Source organism: Sphingomonas sp. BT-65, assembly GCF_026107375.2.
Classification (GTDB): Bacteria; Pseudomonadota; Alphaproteobacteria; order Sphingomonadales; family Sphingomonadaceae; genus Sphingomonas.
In genome coordinates this window covers 437070-455000 of record NZ_JAPCIA010000002.1, presented here as the reverse complement: position 1 = coordinate 455000, position 17931 = coordinate 437070, and the positions used below count along the sequence as shown (strand labels likewise).

10 protein-coding genes, 1 tRNA gene and 2 rRNA genes (1 of these 13 cut by a window edge) are annotated in these 17931 nt (G+C 65.1%); 11 read left to right on the top strand and 2 right to left on the bottom strand.

Going from position 1 to position 17931, the window contains the following annotated elements:
- The 6 genes from OK349_RS16790 to OK349_RS16765 form a co-directional block, all read left to right on the top strand.
- Nucleotides 1–2378, top strand: a 23S ribosomal RNA gene (locus tag OK349_RS16790) (it extends 412 nt beyond the left edge of the window).
- Nucleotides 2379–2500: 122 nt separating this feature from the next.
- Nucleotides 2501–2615 (top strand): 5S ribosomal RNA (gene rrf / locus OK349_RS16785).
- A 141-nt stretch (nt 2616–2756) separates the two neighbouring features.
- Nucleotides 2757–2833: transfer RNA gene (locus OK349_RS16780), tRNA-Met, on the top strand.
- Between the two features lie 102 nt (nt 2834–2935).
- Nucleotides 2936–3091, top strand: coding sequence for a hypothetical protein (locus OK349_RS16775; protein ID WP_265119055.1), 156 nt, complete (start codon nt 2936–2938; stop codon nt 3089–3091).
- A gap of 9 nt (nt 3092–3100) precedes the next feature.
- A complete protein-coding gene (locus OK349_RS16770) occupies nt 3101–3859 on the top strand; it encodes a class I SAM-dependent methyltransferase (protein WP_265119054.1) in 759 nt (252 codons plus the stop codon).
- A 40-nt stretch (nt 3860–3899) separates the two neighbouring features.
- Nucleotides 3900–5141 carry a threonine synthase gene (locus OK349_RS16765; protein WP_265119053.1) on the top strand — a complete coding sequence of 414 codons (1242 nt, stop codon included), beginning with the start codon at nt 3900–3902 and terminating at the stop codon, nt 5139–5141.
- Here the strand turns inward: OK349_RS16765 and OK349_RS16760 are convergent.
- Both OK349_RS16760 and OK349_RS16755 read right to left on the bottom strand, forming a co-directional pair.
- On the bottom strand, nt 5138–6622 hold the full coding sequence (locus OK349_RS16760) for an MFS transporter (RefSeq protein WP_265119052.1): 1485 nt from the start codon (nt 6620–6622) through the stop codon (nt 5138–5140). The genes OK349_RS16765 and OK349_RS16760 overlap by 4 nt on opposite strands.
- Nucleotides 6623–6640: 18 nt before the next feature.
- Nucleotides 6641–7675 (bottom strand): LacI family DNA-binding transcriptional regulator, encoded by a 1035-nt coding sequence (locus OK349_RS16755; RefSeq protein ID WP_372340585.1) that lies wholly within the window; start codon nt 7673–7675, stop codon nt 6641–6643.
- Between the two features lie 239 nt (nt 7676–7914).
- On the opposite strand from OK349_RS16755, the gene OK349_RS16750 reads away from it, so the two are divergent.
- The 5 genes from OK349_RS16750 (at nt 7915) to OK349_RS16730 (ending at nt 17851) form a co-directional block, all read left to right on the top strand.
- Nucleotides 7915–10752, top strand: coding sequence for a TonB-dependent receptor (locus tag OK349_RS16750; protein ID WP_265119050.1), 2838 nt, complete (start codon nt 7915–7917; stop codon nt 10750–10752).
- A 62-nt stretch (nt 10753–10814) separates the two neighbouring features.
- Nucleotides 10815–12341: a tryptophan halogenase family protein gene (locus OK349_RS16745; protein WP_265119049.1), complete on the top strand. Its 1527-nt coding sequence runs from the start codon at nt 10815–10817 to the stop codon at nt 12339–12341.
- The gene (locus tag OK349_RS16740) at nt 12338–14143 is read left to right on the top strand and encodes an alpha-amylase family glycosyl hydrolase (RefSeq protein ID WP_265119048.1); all 1806 of its coding nucleotides are present in this window, start codon (nt 12338–12340) and stop codon (nt 14141–14143) included. The genes OK349_RS16745 and OK349_RS16740 overlap by 4 nt, the downstream gene beginning before the upstream one ends.
- Nucleotides 14140–15765 (top strand): alpha-amylase family glycosyl hydrolase, encoded by a 1626-nt coding sequence (locus OK349_RS16735; protein WP_265119047.1) that lies wholly within the window; start codon nt 14140–14142, stop codon nt 15763–15765. Before OK349_RS16740 ends, OK349_RS16735 begins: the two co-directional genes overlap by 4 nt.
- Before the next feature lie 28 nt (nt 15766–15793).
- Entirely contained in the window at nt 15794–17851 is a 2058-nt protein-coding gene (locus OK349_RS16730) for a glycoside hydrolase family 97 protein (RefSeq protein WP_265119046.1), read from the top strand.
- The last annotated feature ends 80 nt before the right edge of the window (nt 17852–17931 follow it).

The following is a 17931-nucleotide window of genomic DNA, read 5'->3' as shown; positions in this document are numbered from 1 at the left end:
GCACGTGAAACCCTGTCTGAACATGGGGGGACCACCCTCCAAGCCTAAATACTCGTACATGACCGATAGCGAACTAGTACCGTGAGGGAAAGGTGAAAAGCACCCCGATGAGGGGAGTGAAACAGTACCTGAAACCGAACGCCTACAAGCAGTGGGAGCATCTTTAGGGTGTGACCGCGTACCTCTTGCATAATGGGTCTGTGACTTAGTGTATCAAGCAAGCTTAAGCCGTTAGGTGTAGGCGCAGCGAAAGCGAGTCTGAATAGGGCGACTGAGTTTGATGCATTAGACCCGAAACCCGGCGATCTAGGCATGACCAGGTTGAAGGTGGGGTAACACTCACTGGAGGACCGAACCGTTTAATGTTGAAAAATTATCGGATGAGTTGTGTTTAGGGGTGAAAGGCCAATCAAGCCGGGAAATAGCTGGTTCTCCGCGAAATCTATTGAGGTAGAGCCTTGGACGAATACCCTAGGGGGTAGAGCACTGGATGGTTGCGGGCGGCGCGAGCTGTACCAATACTAACCAAACTCCGAATACCTAGGAGTACTATCCAGGAGACAGACGGCGGGTGCTAAGGTCCGTCGTCAAAAGGGAAACAGCCCTGACCTACAGCTAAGGTCCCCAAGTCATCACTAAGTGGGAAAGCATGTGGGAATCCCAAAACAGCCAGGAGGTTGGCTTAGAAGCAGCCATCCTTTAAAGAAAGCGTAACAGCTCACTGGTCTAAACAAGGGTTCCTGCGGCGAAAATGTAACGGGGCTAAAGTGATGCACCGAAGCTTAGGGTGTGGATTTATCCACGCGGTAGCGGAGCGTTCCGTAAGCCTGTGAAGCCGAAGGGTAACCGACGGTGGAGGTATCGGAAGTGCGAATGCAGACATGAGTAGCGATAAAGAGGGTGAGATGCCCTCTCGCCGAAAGACCAAGGGTTCCTGCTTAAAGCTAATCTGAGCAGGGTGAGCCGGCCCCTAAGACGAGCCCGAAGGGGGTAGTCGATGGGAACCACGTTAATATTCGTGGGCCTGGTGGTAGTGACGGATGGCGTGTGTTGTATGCTCTTAACGGATTGAGCATGCTTCGAAGTTGTCCCAGGAAATAGCTCCACCGTATAGACCGTACCCGAAACCGACACAGGTGGTCAGGTAGAGTATACCAAGGCGCTTGAGAGAAGTGTCCTGAAGGAACTCGGCAAATTGCCTCCGTACCTTCGGAAGAAGGAGGCCCTGGCCTTGCGCAAGCAGAGTCAGGGGGCACAGGCCAGGGGGTAGCGACTGTTTAGCAAAAACACAGGGCTCTGCTAAGTCGGCTTCAAGACGACGTATAGGGCCTGACGCCTGCCCGGTGCCTGAAGGTTAAGTGGAGGGGTGCAAGCTCCGAAACGAAGCCCAGGTAAACGGCGGCCGTAACTATAACGGTCCTAAGGTAGCGAAATTCCTTGTCGGGTAAGTTCCGACCTGCACGAATGGCGTAACGACTTCCCCACTGTCTCCAGGACATGCTCAGCGAAATTGAATTCTCCGTGAAGATGCGGAGTACCCGCGGTTAGACGGAAAGACCCCGTGCACCTTTACTGCAGCTTCAGAGTGGCATTAGGAAATAACTGTGTAGCATAGGTGGGAGGCTTTGAAGCACCGGCGCCAGCTGGTGTGGAGCCTACGGTGAAATACCACCCTGTTGTTTTCTGATGTCTAACCTCGAACCGTTATCCGGTTCAGGGACCCTCTGTGGCGGGTAGTTTGACTGGGGCGGTCGCCTCCTAAAGAGTAACGGAGGCGTGCGAAGGTTGGCTCAGATCGGTTGGAAACCGATCGTTAGAGTGCAATGGCATAAGCCAGCCTGACTGCGAGACTGACGAGTCGAGCAGAGACGAAAGTCGGTCATAGTGATCCGGTGGTCCCTCGTGGAAGGGCCATCGCTCAACGGATAAAAGGTACGCCGGGGATAACAGGCTGATGATTCCCAAGAGCTCATATCGACGGAATCGTTTGGCACCTCGATGTCGGCTCATCACATCCTGGGGCTGGAGCAGGTCCCAAGGGTTTGGCTGTTCGCCAATTAAAGTGGTACGTGAGCTGGGTTCAGAACGTCGCGAGACAGTTTGGTCCCTATCTGCCGTGGGCGTCGAAATTTGAGAGGAGTTGACCCTAGTACGAGAGGACCGGGTTGAACATACCTCTGGTGTACCTGTCGTCGTGCCAACGGCGCAGCAGGGTAGCTATGTATGGACGGGATAACCGCTGAAAGCATCTAAGCGGGAAGCCTCCCTCAAGATAAGATTTCTTAGGACGGTGGTAGACCACCACCTTGATAGACTGGATGTGGAAGTGCGGTAACGCATGGAGCTAACCAGTACTAATTGTCCTATTCGCGCTTGATGAGTCCCACCATCAATGACAGCTCTGCTGATCATTGAGGTTGTTGACCTTGAGCCTTGATTACATCGAAAGATGGTGCACGCATCGATTTGAAACCCAAACCCGCAGCCACCTGCTTCATTGCTTGGTGACCATAGCGTCAGTGACCCACCCGATCCCATCCCGAACTCGGCCGTGAAACCTGACTGCGCCGATGGTACTAACGCTCAAGCGCTGGAAGAGTAGGACGTCGCCAGGCATTGCAGCCGGTGGCAGCGGAGTTTGGAAAACCCATTCACAATGTCAGATACGCAAAACGCGCGTCGCGCTCTAACGGCGCGGCGCGTTTTGCTTTTTCTGGGCGCTGCGTCCTTTGACGTGTTGCGCAACAAGCGATTGGCGCGGGGTGGAGCAGCCCGGTAGCTCGTCAGGCTCATAACCTGAAGGTCGTTGGTTCAAATCCAACCCCCGCAACCATCGCCGCAAACGACAAAAGCCGCTGACCTTCGGGTCGGCGGCTTTTGTCGTTTCGGCCCTCACGCACCGGGACGCTGTCCAGCGCGCGGCGCTTGCGCTACGATGCGGCGGATCCTGGAGGAAGAGATGACGACCGGAGAGCAAAGGGCGCATCTGCGCGGTATCGCTGCGGGCACGATGACCGGACTGGCCATCGGCCTTCTCATCGCACTGTTCATCGCAATCAAGCCGCAGTTCTTTGCCGCGCTGGTCGGGTAACCTCCAGTTTTGACTAGTCCGTTGCGCCGTCGCGCGCTGGTGCTCGGCGCCGTCTGTTCGAGCGTGGTGCCGATCGCCGCGCGCGCACGCGACGCCGATGTGCCCTATGTCCCCACGCCGCCCGAGGTGGTCGAGGGCATGCTCGACATGGCCGGGCTCAAGCCGGGCGAGCGGCTGATCGACCTCGGCTCGGGCGATGGCAGGATTCCGATGGCCGCGGTCCGCCGCGGCGCCAGCGCGCTGGGCGTGGAGATCGACAGCGATCTCGTCGCCCGGGCCCGTGCAAAGGCGCGCTTTGCCGGGCTCGAGGGCCGCGTGCATTTCGTCCGCGACGACCTGTTCACCGTGTCGCTGCGCGACGCCGATGTCGTCACCCTCTATCTGCTCCCTGACATCAACGAACGGCTCAAGCCCAAGCTGCTGAGCGAGATGAAGCCCGGCGCACGCGTCGTCAGCCACGCGTTCGACATGGGCGACTGGCCGCCCGAGCAGCATCGCGAGGTTTCAGAGAAGCATGTCTATCTCTGGACCATCCCCGCGATCGCCGGCGGCGAATGGCGGCTGGTCCGCGGCGACGGCACCACCGCGACGCTGGCAATCGCGCAGCGTTACAGCCGCGTGAGCGGCATGCTCGACGGCCGCGCGATCCGCGATGCCCGGCTTGCTGGGGCGGCGCTAAGCTTTGCAGCAGATGGCGTCGCCTACCGGGGCGCGGTTGGCGACCGCACCATCATTGGCGACACTTGGCGCGCCGAGCGGATCGACTAGCCCGCTCGACGCCCACAGCTACGCGCTCTAGACGGGCGCCATGCGCTACGACGACAATCGGACCGCCGACCGGCCGACCTTCGTCACCCATCTCGAATGTTCGATGACCGGCGAGCGATACGCGGCCGACACGCTGCACGGCCTCTCTTCCGTCGGCCGGCCGCTATTGGTCCGCTACGATCTCGATGCGGTCCGCGCCGCCGTTTCGCCCGTTGAACTTGCGCAGCGTCCCGCTGACCTGTGGCGCTATCGCGAGCTGCTCCCCGTGCGCCAGACCGCGAACATCGTCAGCCTGGGGGAGATCGCGACGCCGATCGTCCCGCTGCACAAGATCGCCGCAGGCGCCGGCGCCGCGACCTTGCTGGTCAAGGACGAGGGGCGCCTGCCCACCGGATCGTTCAAGGCGCGCGGGCTGGTCATGGCGATCTCGATGGCCAAGGAGCTGGGCGTCACCACCATCGCCATGCCCACCAACGGCAATGCCGGCGCCGCGGCGGCCGCCTATGCCGCGCAGGCCGGGATCGAAGCGGTGATCTTCTGTCCCGACGACACGCCCGAGATCAACGTGCGCGAGATCGCGGCGCAGGGCGCGCGCGTCTATCGCGTCAACGGGCTGATCGACGATTGCGGCAAGCTGGTCGCGGCGGGGAAGGCGGCCAATGGCTGGTTCGACCTCTCGACGCTCAAGGAGCCGTATCGGATCGAGGGCAAGAAGACGATGGGGCTGGAGCTCGCCGAACAGCTCGGCTGGGAACTGCCCGACGTGATCTTCTACCCCACCGGCGGCGGCACCGGGTTGATCGGCATGTGGAAGGCGTTCGACGAGATGGAAGCGCTCGGCTGGATCGGCGCGAAGCGCCCGCGCATGGTCGCGGTGCAGGCCGAGGGTTGTGCGCCGATGGTCCGCGCCTGGGAGCAGGGTGAGCGCCACGCGACCCGCTGGGAGGACGCGCACACCGTCGCCGCGGGGATCCGCGTGCCGCAGGCGGTGGGCGATTTCCTGATCCTCGACGCGGTGCGCGCGAGCAACGGCTTCGCCATGGCGGTGAGCGATGCCGCGATCCTGGAGGCGGTGGAGGACGCCGCACGGCTCGACGGTCTGCTGCTCTGCCCCGAGGGCGGCGCGACGCTCGCGGCGTGGCGCAAGGCGCTGGCCGAAGAGCTGATCTCACCCGACGATCGCGCAGTGCTGTTCAACTGCGCGACCGGCCTCAAATACCCGATGCCCGACCTGTCGAAGACGCTTGATCGCCACGCCCCGATCGATTTCGCCGCGCTTTAGGCTTCCCTGACCCGCAGCATCGCCACCGCGGCGACCAGCAGCGTCGCGGCGGCGAAGGCCATCGTCCAGATCGGCTCATCGGGGAAGAAGCGCTTCATGATCGACCCCATCACGGTCGCGACGAGCAGCTGCGGCACCACCACGAAGACATTGAACAGGCCCATGTAGATGCCGAGCTTCGCCTGCGGCAGGCTCGAGGCGAGGATCGCGTAGGGCATGGCGAGGATCGACGCCCAGGCGATGCCGATCCCGATCTCGCTCAAGATCAGCCATTGCGGATCGCGGATCACGAAGAAGCTCGCGAACCCCGCCACGCCGCACAGCAGTCCGACGATGTGCGTCCGCGCCTTGCCGAACCGCGCCGCGAGCAACGGCAGCAGCGTCAGCGCCGCCACCGCCGCCACGCCGTTATAGACGGTGAACAGCACGCCCACCCAGTTGGCGCCCTCCTGATAGCGCGCATCTGCCGCGTCCGTCGCGCCGTAGAAATATTGCGCGACCACCGGCGTGGTGTTGATCCACATGATGAACAGCGCCGACCAGCTGAAGAACTGCACCACCGCGAGCCGCTTCATCAGCGCCGGCATGCCGGTGAAGTCGCCGACGATATGGCTCAGCATGTTCGCCCCGCTGCCGCGCCGCGCGAGCTGGATCGCGGCCAGGCTCGCCACGCCGTATCCCGCGAGCAGCGCGCCGAGCAGATAGACTTCCTTCTCGAGCCCGAACTTGCCGACCGCGACAATCACCGCGAGCCCCGCGGCGATCCAGATCAGGCTCGACGTGTTCCCCCGCGCCGCGAGCAGGCGCATGGTGTCGCTCTCGGCTTCGGCGCGTGGCCCGTCGAACGCCGCCATCTCCTCCGGGCTATATTCCCTGGTGCTCAGAATCGTCCACAACACCGCGAGGAACAGCGCCGCCCCGCCGAACCAGAAGGCGTAGCGCACCGTATCCGGAATCCCGCCCCCCGGCGCCACGTTCGACACGCCCATATGCTCGAGCGCCCAGGGGAAGATCGATCCGACGACCGCGCCCGCACCGATGAAGGCGGTCTGCACCGCATAGCCCGCGCTGTGCTGGTCCTTGCGCAGCATGTCGCCGACAAAGGCGCGAAACGGCTCCATCGAGACGTTGAGCGACGCGTCGAGCACCCACAGCATCACCGCTGCGAACAGCAGCACCGGCGCCAGCGGCATCGCGAACAGCGCCAGCGCCGCGAGGATCGCGCCTGCAAGGAAATACGGCCGCCGCCGCCCCAGCCGGCCGAGCCAGGTGCGGTCGCTCATATGCCCGATCACCGGCTGCACCAGCAGCCCGGTCAGCGGCGCCGCGACCCACAGGGCGGGCAGATCGTCGATGCTGGTGCCGAGCGACTGGAAGATCCGGCTCATGTTCGCATTCTGCAGCGCAAAGCCGATCTGGATCCCGAAGAAGCCGAACGACAGGTTGAACAGGCCCCAAAAGCCCTGGCGCGATTTCTCCACTTCAGTTTCCTTGAATGATCAGGCGAGTGAGCCGCACGATCGGCGGACGACCAGCTTCGCCGGCAGCAGCACGTCATGCACGCGCTCCTCGCGGATGCGGCCGAGCAAGGTTTCGACCAGCGTCCGGCCGGCGGCGCGGGTGTCCTGCAGCACGGTGGTGAGCGGCGGGCTGGTGAAGCTCGCCGCGGCGATATCGTCGAAGCCCACGACCGCGACGTCCTCGGGCACCTTGCGGCCATGCGCCGCGAGCGCGCGCATTGCGCCGATCGCGATCAGGTCGCTCGCGGCGAGGATCGCGTCGAACGTCTCGCCGCTCGCGATCAGCGCCTCGGCCGCGGCGGCGCCTGCTTCCTCAGTCGTCAGCGCATCGAACTGGAGGCGCTTGCGCGGGATGATCCCGCCCTCCTTCAATGCCGCGACATGTCCGCGATAGCGGTCGTGGAATTCGGGATAATGGCTCGATGCATGCCCCAGAAAGGCGATGTTGCGCCGCCCGAGGTTCAGCAAATGCCGTGTCGCTTCGCGCCCGCCGCCCTGATTGTCGCAGCCGACGGTCAGGCCCAGCCCCTCCGACTGCACCGATCCCCAGCGCACGAAATGCGTGCCCTGCGCCATCAGCTCGCTGAGCTTGTCGCGATAGAGTTCGTAATCGCCATAGCCGAGCAGGATGAGGCCATCGGCCCGCCGGCTATCCTCGTAATCATGGTGCCAGTCGCTCGCCAGCTGCTGGAAGGAGACGAGCATGTCCTGCCCATGATCGGCGCAGGCGCGCATGATCGATCCCAGCATCGACAGGAAGAAGGGGTTGATCACGCTGTCGTCGGCGCTTTCGTCCTGGAAGATCAGCACCGCCAGCGTCTCGGCATGGCGGCTGCGCAGGTTCGATGCCGCCTTGTCGACGCGGTAGTTGAGCTTCTGCGCGATCGCCTCGATCCGCTTGCGCGTCGCCTCGTTGACGCCCGGCCCGCCGCGCAGCGCGCGCGAAACGGTGGGCTGCGACACCCCCGCGAGGTGCGCAATGTCGAACGAGGTCGGCTTGCGTTGCATGGCCAGCGGCCCGTCTCCCCTATCGCCTGCGGATGTGCCCTCCGCTCGGCCTCCCGAACTTCACTCCACTTCGCCCCCCGCGTCAATGTTGCGCAATAGCCACGCAGCATCGCCACGGCGCTGAATACGTATGCCGTCCGCTGGCCGCGCGGCGGGCTTGGCGCGATTATGGCGTCAACGCGCCCGATCCGGCGCGACTTGGACAGAACAGGCCGGCCAGAAAGGGCCGGCATAGGGGAGGAACGATGAATTACACCGCCACCGGCCGTTCGGCCGCCCGTCTCGCACTCGGCGTCAGCGGCGGCGCCATTGCCGCTGTGCTGTTCGTCGCGGCGCCCGCCTATGCGCAGGAAACGCCGCCGGCCGAGGATGAAGGCACCGAGGTGACCGTCACCGGCTTCCGTGCCGCGATCGAGTCCGCGGTCGCGACCAAGCGCGAGTCGAACCAGATCGTCGAATCGATCTCGGCCGAGGATATCGGCAAGCTGCCCGACAACTCGATCGGCGAAGCGATCGCCCGCCTCCCCGGCCTCACTGCGCAGCGTCTCGACGGGCGCGCGCAGGTGATCTCGGTGCGCGGCCTCTCGCCCGATTTCTCCTCGACGCTGTTCAATGGCCGCGAGCAGGTGACGACGGGCGACAATCGCGGCGTCGAGTTCGATCAATATCCCTCCGAGCTGATCGGCGCGGTCGACGTCTACAAGACGCCCTTCGCCGGCCTGATCGGCCAGGGCCTGTCGGGCACGATCAATCTGCGCTCGATCCGCCCGCTCGATCATGGCCGCCGCGTGATCGGCCTCAACGCACGCGGCGAGCTCGTCTCGCCGGGCAAGCTCAACAGCGGCACCAACGACAAGGGCTATCGCGGCAGCCTCACCTATATCGATCAGTTCGCCGACGACACGGTCGGGATCACGCTGGGCGTCGCGCATATCAATTCGCCGACCCAGTTCGAGCGGTTCAACGCCTGGGGCTATCCCACCTTCGACACCAACAACGATCTCTACGGCATCCGCAACACGCAGGGCACGCCCAGCACCGCGGACGACACCTTCACCCCGCGGCCCGAATATGCCGCGGCGCAGGGCGCGCAGATCATCGGCGGGTCCAAGCCCTATGTGCAGTCGACCGAGCTCGAGCGCACCAGCGCGCTGGCGACGCTGCAGTTCAAGCCCAATCCCGATCTCAACATCGTGCTCGACGGCTATTATTCGAAGTTCCGCGACGAGCAGACGCTGCGCGGCATCGAATTCCCGCTCTATTGGGGCAATGCCGTGCTCCAGCCCGGCTATACCGTCACCGATGGCGTGATCACCGACGGCACCTGGGGCAACGTCAAGGGCGTGGTGCGCAACGACGCCAATCTGCGTGAGGCCGATCTCTATTCGGTCGGGCTCAACATCGCCTACAACACCGGCCCGTGGAAGATCAGCGGCGACGCCAGCTATTCGCGCGTCGACCGCGAGGACAAGGTGCTGGAGACCTATTCGGGCACCTCGCGCGGCGCCGGCAACGGGCCGTACGACACGCTCGGCTTCGGCCGCAATTCGAACGGCACCTACAGCTTCGATCCGACGCTCAATTATGCCGATCCCGGCCAGATCTTCCTGACCAGCCCGCAGGGCTGGGGTGCGGATAACACGCCGGGCGGGCAGGACGGCTTCCTCAACAACCCCAGCACCACCGACGAGCTGCTCGCCTTCCGCCTCGATGTCGAGCGCGAGCTTGGCGACAACCAGGGCAAGCTGGCGCTCGGCGTCGCCTACAACAAGCGCGACAAGAATCTCGACCTGCAGCGCTTCTATCTCGGGCTCAAGGCGAATGCGGCCGATCCGCTGCACAACACCAGCGTGCCGATCCCGGGCGACCAGCTGCTCGATCCGACCGAGCTCGCCTTCCTCGGCATTCCGGGCATGGTCAGCTACGATCCGCTCGGGATGGCCTATAGCGGCATCTACAATTTCAACCCGGCGACCGACGCCAATCTCTTCGCCTTCAGCTGGGGTGTGCGCGAGGAGATCCTGACCGGCTATGCCCGCTATGACGTCGACGTCGAGATGTCGAACGGGTCGAAGCTGGGCGGCAATGTCGGCGTGCAGGTCATTTCGGTCGACCAGTTCTCGAATGGCCTCGGCGCGAGCGGATCGCCGGTCGCGACGATCACGGACCTGTCGGACGGGGTGCGCTACACCTATGTGCTGCCCAACCTCAGCCTGGTCGCGCGCCTCAACGGCGGCTTCACCGTGCGCTTCGGCGCGGCGCGCCAGCTCGCCCGTCCGCGGATGGACCAGATGCGCGCCTCGCTCAACTTCGGCTATGACAGCAACCGCGCGGGCAATACCGACATCAACTTCTCGCCGTGGAGCGGGACGGGCGGCAATCCGCGGCTGCGGCCGTGGATCGCCAACGCGGTCGATCTCTCGGTCGAGAAATATTTCGGCCGCGACAGCTACATCGCGCTCGCCGGCTTCTACAAGAATCTCGAAACCTACATCTTCGAGCAGAGCAGGGTCTACGACTTCTCCGGCTTCCCGGTGACCAGCGGTCCGGAACCGGCGTTGCGCCAGGGCATCGTCACCCAGTGGCAGAACGGCGAGGGCGGGCAGCTCTACGGCGCCGAACTGTCGGCGACCTTCTCGCTGCGCAACCTCTCCGAGGCGCTCGACGGCTTCGGCGTGCTCGGCAGCGTGTCGGTCACCGAAAGCTCGATCACGCCCAATCCGGGCAATCCGTCGCAGCCGCTGCCCGGCCTCTCCAAATGGGTCGCGAACGGCACGGTCTATTTCGAGAAATGGGGCTTCTCGGCGCGCGCCAGCGTGCGGCACCGGTCGAGCTTCCTCGCCGAGCTGAGCGGCATCGGCACCGAGCGCATCCAGCGGCTCGCCAAGGCCGAGACGATCGTCGATGCGCAGATCGGCTACGAATTCCAGAACGGGCCGCTCAAGGGGCTCGGCATCCTGGCGCAGGCGCAGAACCTGACCGACGAGCCGTTCATCACGCATGAAGCGGCGAACGAGAGCCTGACGATCGACTATCAGCGCTACGGAGTCCGCTATCTGCTCGGGCTGAGCTACAAGCTCTGACCATTCCCCCCGCCTCCCCGCCGCGGCGTGCCCGTGGCGGGGAAGTTTTGAGGATGGCAAGGATGACCGATCCAACGCCGCGCAATATCGTGATCGCGGGCGGCGGTACCGCGGGCTGGATGGCGGCCGCCGCACTCGCGCGCTTCTGCGGGCCGGGCTGGCGCATCACCCTGGTCGAGTCCGAGGAGATCGGCACCGTCGGGGTGGGCGAGGCGACGATCCCGATGATCCGCCTGTTCAACCAGGCGCTCGGCATCGACGAGGCCGAGTTCCTGCGCGAGACGCACGGCACCTGGAAGCTCGGCATCGAGTTCGACGGCTGGGGCGCGCCGGGCGAGCGCTACATGCATGCGTTCGGCGTGGTGGGGCGGGGGCTCGGGCTGCTGCCCTTCCATCCCTATTGGCTGCGCGCGCGCGCCGCGGGGCGCGCGGGGCCGCTCGGCAACTATGTGCTCAACGCGGTCGCGGCCAAGGCGAACCGCTTCGCGCATGTCGAGCGTGCGGCGGACAGCGCGCTGCCGGCGATGCCCTATGCCTTCCATTTCGATGCCGGGCTCTACGCCGCCTATTTGCGCCGTTATGCCGAGGCGCGCGGCGTGGTGCGCACCGAAGGCCGGATCGAGCAGGTCGAGCGCGACGGCGAGAACGGCGATGTCGGGGCATTGGTGCTGGCCAGCGGCGTGCGCGTCGCCGGCGAGCTGTTCGTCGATTGCTCGGGCTTTCGCGGGCTGCTGATCGAGGGTGCGCTCGAGACCGGGTTCGAGGATTGGGGCCATTGGCTGCCCTGCGACAGTGCACTCGCGGTGCCGTGTGAGCGCGCCGAGCCGCTGATCCCCTATACCCGCGCCACCGCGCGCGCCGCGGGCTGGCAATGGCGCATCCCGCTCCAGCACCGCACCGGCAACGGCTATGTATTCTCCTCGGCGCATATCGGCGAGGACGAGGCGGCGGCGACTTTGCTCGCCAATCTCGACGGCGCGCCGCAGGCCGATCCCCGGCTGCTCAAGTTCCGCACCGGCAAAAGGCGCAAGGCGTGGAACCGCAACGTCGTCGCGCTCGGGCTCGCGGCGGGGTTCATCGAGCCGCTCGAATCGACCAGCATCCACCTGATCCAGACGGGCATCACCCGGCTGCTCGACTTCCTGCCCGCGGGGCCGGTGACCGATGTCGAGCGGGACGCCTATAACCGTCTCACGGATTTCGAGATCGAGCGGATTCGCGACTTCGTGATCCTCCATTATTTCGCCAACTGTCGACATGATCCGTTCTGGAAGGCGCAACGCGGAATGCGACTTCCGGAGAAACTCAACTTCCGTATCGACATGTTCCGTTCGACCGGCCGGATCATCCGCGACCAGGACGAGCTGTTCGACGTTCCTGGCTGGGTGCAGGTGATGATCGGGCAGGGCATCGTGCCCGAGCGCTGGCACCCGCTCGCCGACACGCTCGACGACACGCAGCTCGACCAGTTCCTCTCCACCGTGGCCCAGGCCTATCAGCGCGATACCGCGCGTCTGCCGGGCCATGCCGACTATCTCGCGCGCTTCTGCGGCGCTCCGTCCACCCTCAGCCAGTCGAGTATCGCATGAGAACCCTCGCCCTCGCTTTTGCCCTGCTCGCCGGCACCTCCGCGACCGCGCAGACCGCCGCTCCGGCCGACCTGCGCGCCCGCGCGCCCGAGATGGAAGTGCTCTACTTCCTGCTTCCCGACCGGTTCGAGAATGGCGATCCGGCGAACGACCAGGGCGGCCTCAAGGGGGATCGCCTCGCCACCGGCTATGATCCTGCGAGTAAGGGTTTCTTCCACGGCGGCGACCTCAAGGGGCTGGTCCAGCGGCTCGACTATATCCAGTCGCTCGGCGCCACCGCGATCTGGCTCGGGCCGATCTACAAGAACAAGCCGGTCCAGGGCCCGAAGGGGGAGGAATCCGCCGGTTATCACGGCTATTGGATCACCGACTTCACCCGCGTCGACCCGCATTTCGGCACCAACGCCGAGATGAAGGCGTTCGTCGAAGCGGCGCACGCCCGCGGAATCAAGGTCTATCTCGACATCATCACCAACCACACCGCCGACGTCATCCGGTATCGCGAGTGCGGCGCGTGCGACTATCGCAGTCGCGCCGACTATCCCTATCAGCGCAAGGGCGGGGTCAAGGGCGCCGCGATCAACCCGGGCTTCGCCGGCGACGGCGTGCAGACGCCGGAGAATTTCGCCAGGCTGACCGATCCGAACTATGCCTACACGCCGTTCGTGCCCGTCGCCGAGAAGGGCGTGAAGGTCCCAGCCTGGCTCAACGACCCGATCCACTATCACAACCGCGGCAACACCACTTTCCGCAACGAAAGCTCGACCATGGGCGACTTCGTCGGGCTCGACGACCTCATGACCGAAAGCCCGCGCGTGCTGCAGGGGTTCATCGACATCTATGGCGCGTGGATCGACCAGTTCGGGATCGACGGCTTCCGGATCGATACCGCCCGCCACGTCAATCCGGAGTTCTGGCAGGGCTTTTCCAAGGCGATGATCGATCGGGCGAAGGCGAAGGGCATCCCCAATTTCCATATCTTCGGCGAAGTGGCGAACGACGGCGATGTCGGCGACCTCGCGCTCCACACCCGCGTGCACCAGCTGCCGAGCGTGCTCGATTTCGGCTTTCGCGCCGCGGTCCAGCATACGGTCGCGGGCGAGAAGGGGCCGGACGTGCTCGCCGCGATGTTCGACCGCGATGCGCTCTACGAGGGCGGCGCCGAGGCGGCGCTGCGGTTGCCGACCTTCATCTCCAACCACGATCACGGCCGCTTCTCGACCGATGTGCGCAAGGCCTTCCCCAAGGCGAGCGACGACGAGGTGCTGGCGCGGGTGAAGCTCGGCCATGCGATGCTGCTACTGCTGCGCGGCGTGCCGACCATCTATGCCGGGGACGAGCAGGGCTTTGTCGGCGACGGCAACGACCAGGACGCGCGCGAGGACATGTTCCCGAGCAAGGTCGCGATCTACAACGACAACAAGCTGCTCGGCACGAGCAAGACCACCGCGGAGTCGAACTTCGACACCGGCCATCCGCTCTACGCCGAGATCGCCAGGCTCGCCGCGCTGCGCAAGACGACCCCCGCGCTGTCGCGCGGGCGGCAGGTGACGCGCGCCTATGACGAGAAGCCGGGGCTGTTCGCGGTCTCGCGCTTCGATCCGGTGACGGGCGCCGAGGTGTTGGTCGCGTTCAACACCAGCGGCAGGGCGATCACGCGACAGGTGGAGGTCGGGGTCGGCGCCACCACCTTCACGGCACTTGTCGGCCAATGTGCGCCCGCCGCCACCGCACCGGGCAGCGTCACCGTGACGCTGCCGCCCTTCGGCTATGTCGCCTGCGCCGCGGGAGGCGCCAAGTGAGCGAGCCTTCGCGCGTGCCCGCGGCACAGGCGACCCGCGACTGGTGGCGTGGCGCCGTGATCTACCAGATCTATCCGCGCAGCTTTGCCGATACGAACGGCGACGGCATCGGCGACCTGCCCGGCGTGGCTGCGCATCTCGAGCATGTCGCGTCGCTCGGCGCCGACGCGATCTGGCTGTCGCCCTTCTTCACCTCGCCGATGCGCGATTTCGGCTACGACATCGCCGATTATTGCGGCGTCGACCCGGTGTTCGGCACGCTCGCCGATTTCGATGCGGTGATTGAAAAGGCGCATGCGCTGGGCCTCAAGGTGATCATCGACCAGGTCTATTCGCACACCTCGGACCAGCATGAATGGTTCAAGGAAAGCCGGGCGAGCCGCGACAACCCCAAGGCCGACTGGTATGTCTGGGCCGATGCCAAGGCGGACGGCTCGCCGCCTACCAATTGGCAGTCGGTGTTCGGCGGTCCGGCCTGGACCTGGGACGCGCGGCGCGGCCAATATTATTTCCACAATTTCCTGAGCGAGCAGCCCGACCTCAATCTGCACAACCCGCAGGTGCAGGACGCGGCGCTGGCGGCGGCGAAATTCTGGCTCGACCGCGGGGTCGACGGCTTCCGCGTCGATGCGATCAACTTCTCGATGCACGACCCGCTGCTGCGCGACAATCCGCCGGCGCCCGACACCGGCGCGCCGCGCACCCGGCCGTTCGATTTCCAGCAGCACATCTACAACCAGAGCCACCCCGACATCGTCGGCTTCCTCGAGCGGCACCGCGAACTGACCGACAGCTATGGCGGGCGCTTCACCGTCGCCGAGGTCGGTGGGCCGACGCCCGAGGCCGAGATGCACGCCTTCACGCAAGGGCAGGGGCGGCTCAACAGCGCCTATGGCTTCGACTTCCTCTATGCGAACAAGCTGACCCCCGCGCTGGTGAAGAAGGCGGTCGAGACTTGGCCCGATGCGCCGGGCACCGGCTGGCCGAGCTGGGCGTTCGAGAATCACGATGCGCCGCGCGCCGTGTCGCGCTGGGCGGATGCCGAGCATCGCGATGCGTTCGCGGCGATGAAGATGCTGCTGCTGATGTGCCTGCGCGGCAACGCCATCCTGTTCCAGGGCGAGGAACTGGGGCTGACCCAGGTCGAGATCGGCTTCGACCAGCTTCAGGATCCCGAGGCGATCGCCAACTGGCCGCTGACCTTGAGCCGCGACGGCGTGCGCACGCCGATGCCGTGGCGGGCGGATGCCGCCAATCTCGGCTTCACCGCGGGCAAGCCGTGGCTGCCGCTCGGCCCCGACCACGCCGACAAGGCGGTGGACCGGCAGACCAGCGAAAACAGCTCGCTGCTCAACCTGACGCGCGGGCTGATCGCATTGCGGGCGGCAAATCCGGCGCTGCGCACGGGCGCGATGGAAGTGCTGACGGCGGACGAGGCGCTGCTCGTCTTCACGCGTGTCGCCGACGAGCAGGCGCTGACCTGCGCGTTCAATCTGGGCAAGACACCGCTGGCATGGCATCCAGCGCAGCCGGACCGATTCCGGGTGCTGGCGGCGGTGAATGGCGCCGCGCCGGGATCGCTGCCGCCCTATTCGGGGCTGGTGCTCGAACAAATCGCCTGAGAAGATGACGGCGTGGCAGGAGAGTGTGATGCGGATGCTGATGGCGCTGACAGCGTTGACTTCGGTGGCGGCGTTGCCGGCGCTGGCGCAGGGCGTGGTGCAGAATACCGCTCTGCAGGCTGGCGGCGCGAGCGCGGCGTCGCCCGACGGCAAGCTCCGCGTCACAGTCACCGTCGATGGCGACGGGCGGCCGCATTATGCCGTCACGCGCAACGGCAAGGCGCTGATCGAACCCTCGCGGCTCGGCTTCCTGCTTACCGACGCGCCCAAGCTCGAGCGCCGCTTCGCGATCGAGAGCCAGGCGACGACCTCCGCCGATTCCACATGGGAACAGCCCTGGGGCGAGTGGAAGACGATCCGCGACCGCCACACCGAGTTCCGCGTGCGCCTCAAGGAATCGACTGCGCTCGCCCGGGTGATGGACGTGGTGTTCCGCATCTTCGACGACGGCGTCGGCTTCCGCTATGAATTCCCTGACCAGCCCAATCTCAAGCATGCCAACATCGCCGACGAACTGACCGAGTTCGGCATCGCCGGCAACGGCACCGCTTGGTGGATCCCGGCGGGCGAGTGGAACCGCTACGAATATCTCTACAACCGCACCAAGATTTCCGAGGTCGGGCAGGCGCATACGCCGATCACGGTGAAGCTGGAGGACGGCACGCACATCGCGTTTCACGAGGCGGCCTTGGTCGATTATTCGAGCATGTGGCTGCGGCGCGTGACCGGCACCCGGCTCAAGGCGCAGCTTTCGCCAGGCGCAGGCCCGGCCAAGGTGGTCAAGCAGGGGCCGTTCACCACGCCGTGGCGGACGATGGTGATCGCCGACAATGCCGCCGGCCTCTACACCGGCAGCCGCATGACGCTCAATCTCAACGAGCCCAACAAGCTCGGCGACGTCAGCTGGGTGAAGCCCGGCAAGTTCGTCGGCGTGTGGTGGAACATGATCAAGGGCAAGTGGACCTGGGCGCGCGGCCCCCAGCACGGCGCGACGACGGCGAATGTGAAGCGCTATATCGACTTCGCCGGGGCGAACGGCATCCCGGGGGTGCTGGTGGAGGGCTGGAATATCGGCTGGGACGGCGACTGGTTCGGCAACGGCACCGACATGGATTTCTCAGGCCCGACCGAGGATTTCGATGCCGAGGCGCTTGCCGCCTATGCCAAGTCCAAGGGCACCGCGCTGGTCGGTCACCACGAGACCGGCGGTTCGGCCAGCCATTACGACAAGCAGCTCGACAAGGCCTTTGCCTGGTCGGCCGCGCATGGGCAGAAGGTGGTGAAGACCGGCTATGTCGCCGATGCCGGGCAGATCGGCCGGGTCGATCCCGACGGTTCCGAGCATCGCGAATGGCATGACGGCCAGTGGATGTCGAACCACCATCTGCGCGTCGTGCTGGCCGCGGCGAAGCATAAGGTGAGCGTCGATCCGCACGAGCCGATCAAGGACACGGGGCTACGCCGCACCTATCCCAACTGGCTCGCGCGCGAAGGGGCGCGGGGGCAGGAATATATGGCCTGGGTGGGCAAGAACCCGCCCGAGCATGAGGCCAATCTTGTGTTCACCCGGATGCTGTCGGGGCCGATGGACTTTACGCCCGGCATCCTCAGCCTCAAGGGCGAGAAGGACAGCGACATTCCCTCGACCATCGCCAAGCAGCTCGCGCAATATGTCGTGATCTACTCGCCGGTGCAGATGGCGGCCGACGAGCCCGAGGTCTACGCCAAGCTGATGGACGCGTTCCAGTTCATCAAGGATGTGCCCGTCGACTGGTCGGACACGCGCGTACTCAACGGCGAGGTCGGCGATTATGTGACGATCGTGCGCAAGGACCGCAACGGCGCCGACTGGTATCTGGGCGCGGTCACCGACGAGAGCGGCCGCAATCTCGAGGTCACGCTCGACTTCCTCGATCCGGGCAAGACCTATACCGCGCAGATCTATCGCGACGCGCCGGACACGCGCTACGACACCGAGACGCGGCACAAATACGTGATCGAGAGCAGGAAGGTGAGGCGCGGCGACAAGCTCATGCTGACGCTCGCGCCGGGCGGCGGGCAGGCGATCCGCTTCGCGGCGCGGTGAGGGTAGCGGTGCCCTGGAATGGCGGTGCCGCTGCGTTACGCTTGATCCTCCCTTTTCCGTCATGCTGAACTTGTTTCAGC

Bases quoted from the DNA above. Each gene is read 5' to 3' on its own strand.
- OK349_RS16745 (WP_265119049.1), top strand. From the start codon at position 10,815: ATGACCGATCCAACGCCGCGCAATATCGTGATCGCGGGCGGCGGTACC.
- OK349_RS16730 (WP_265119046.1), top strand. From the start codon at position 15,794: ATGCGGATGCTGATGGCGCTGACAGCGTTGACTTCGGTGGCGGCGTTG.
- OK349_RS16765 (WP_265119053.1), top strand. From the start codon at position 3,900: ATGCGCTACGACGACAATCGGACCGCCGACCGGCCGACCTTCGTCACC.
- OK349_RS16740 (WP_265119048.1), top strand. From the start codon at position 12,338: ATGAGAACCCTCGCCCTCGCTTTTGCCCTGCTCGCCGGCACCTCCGCG.
- OK349_RS16750 (WP_265119050.1), top strand. From the start codon at position 7,915: ATGAATTACACCGCCACCGGCCGTTCGGCCGCCCGTCTCGCACTCGGC.
- OK349_RS16775 (WP_265119055.1), top strand. From the start codon at position 2,936: ATGCGGCGGATCCTGGAGGAAGAGATGACGACCGGAGAGCAAAGGGCG.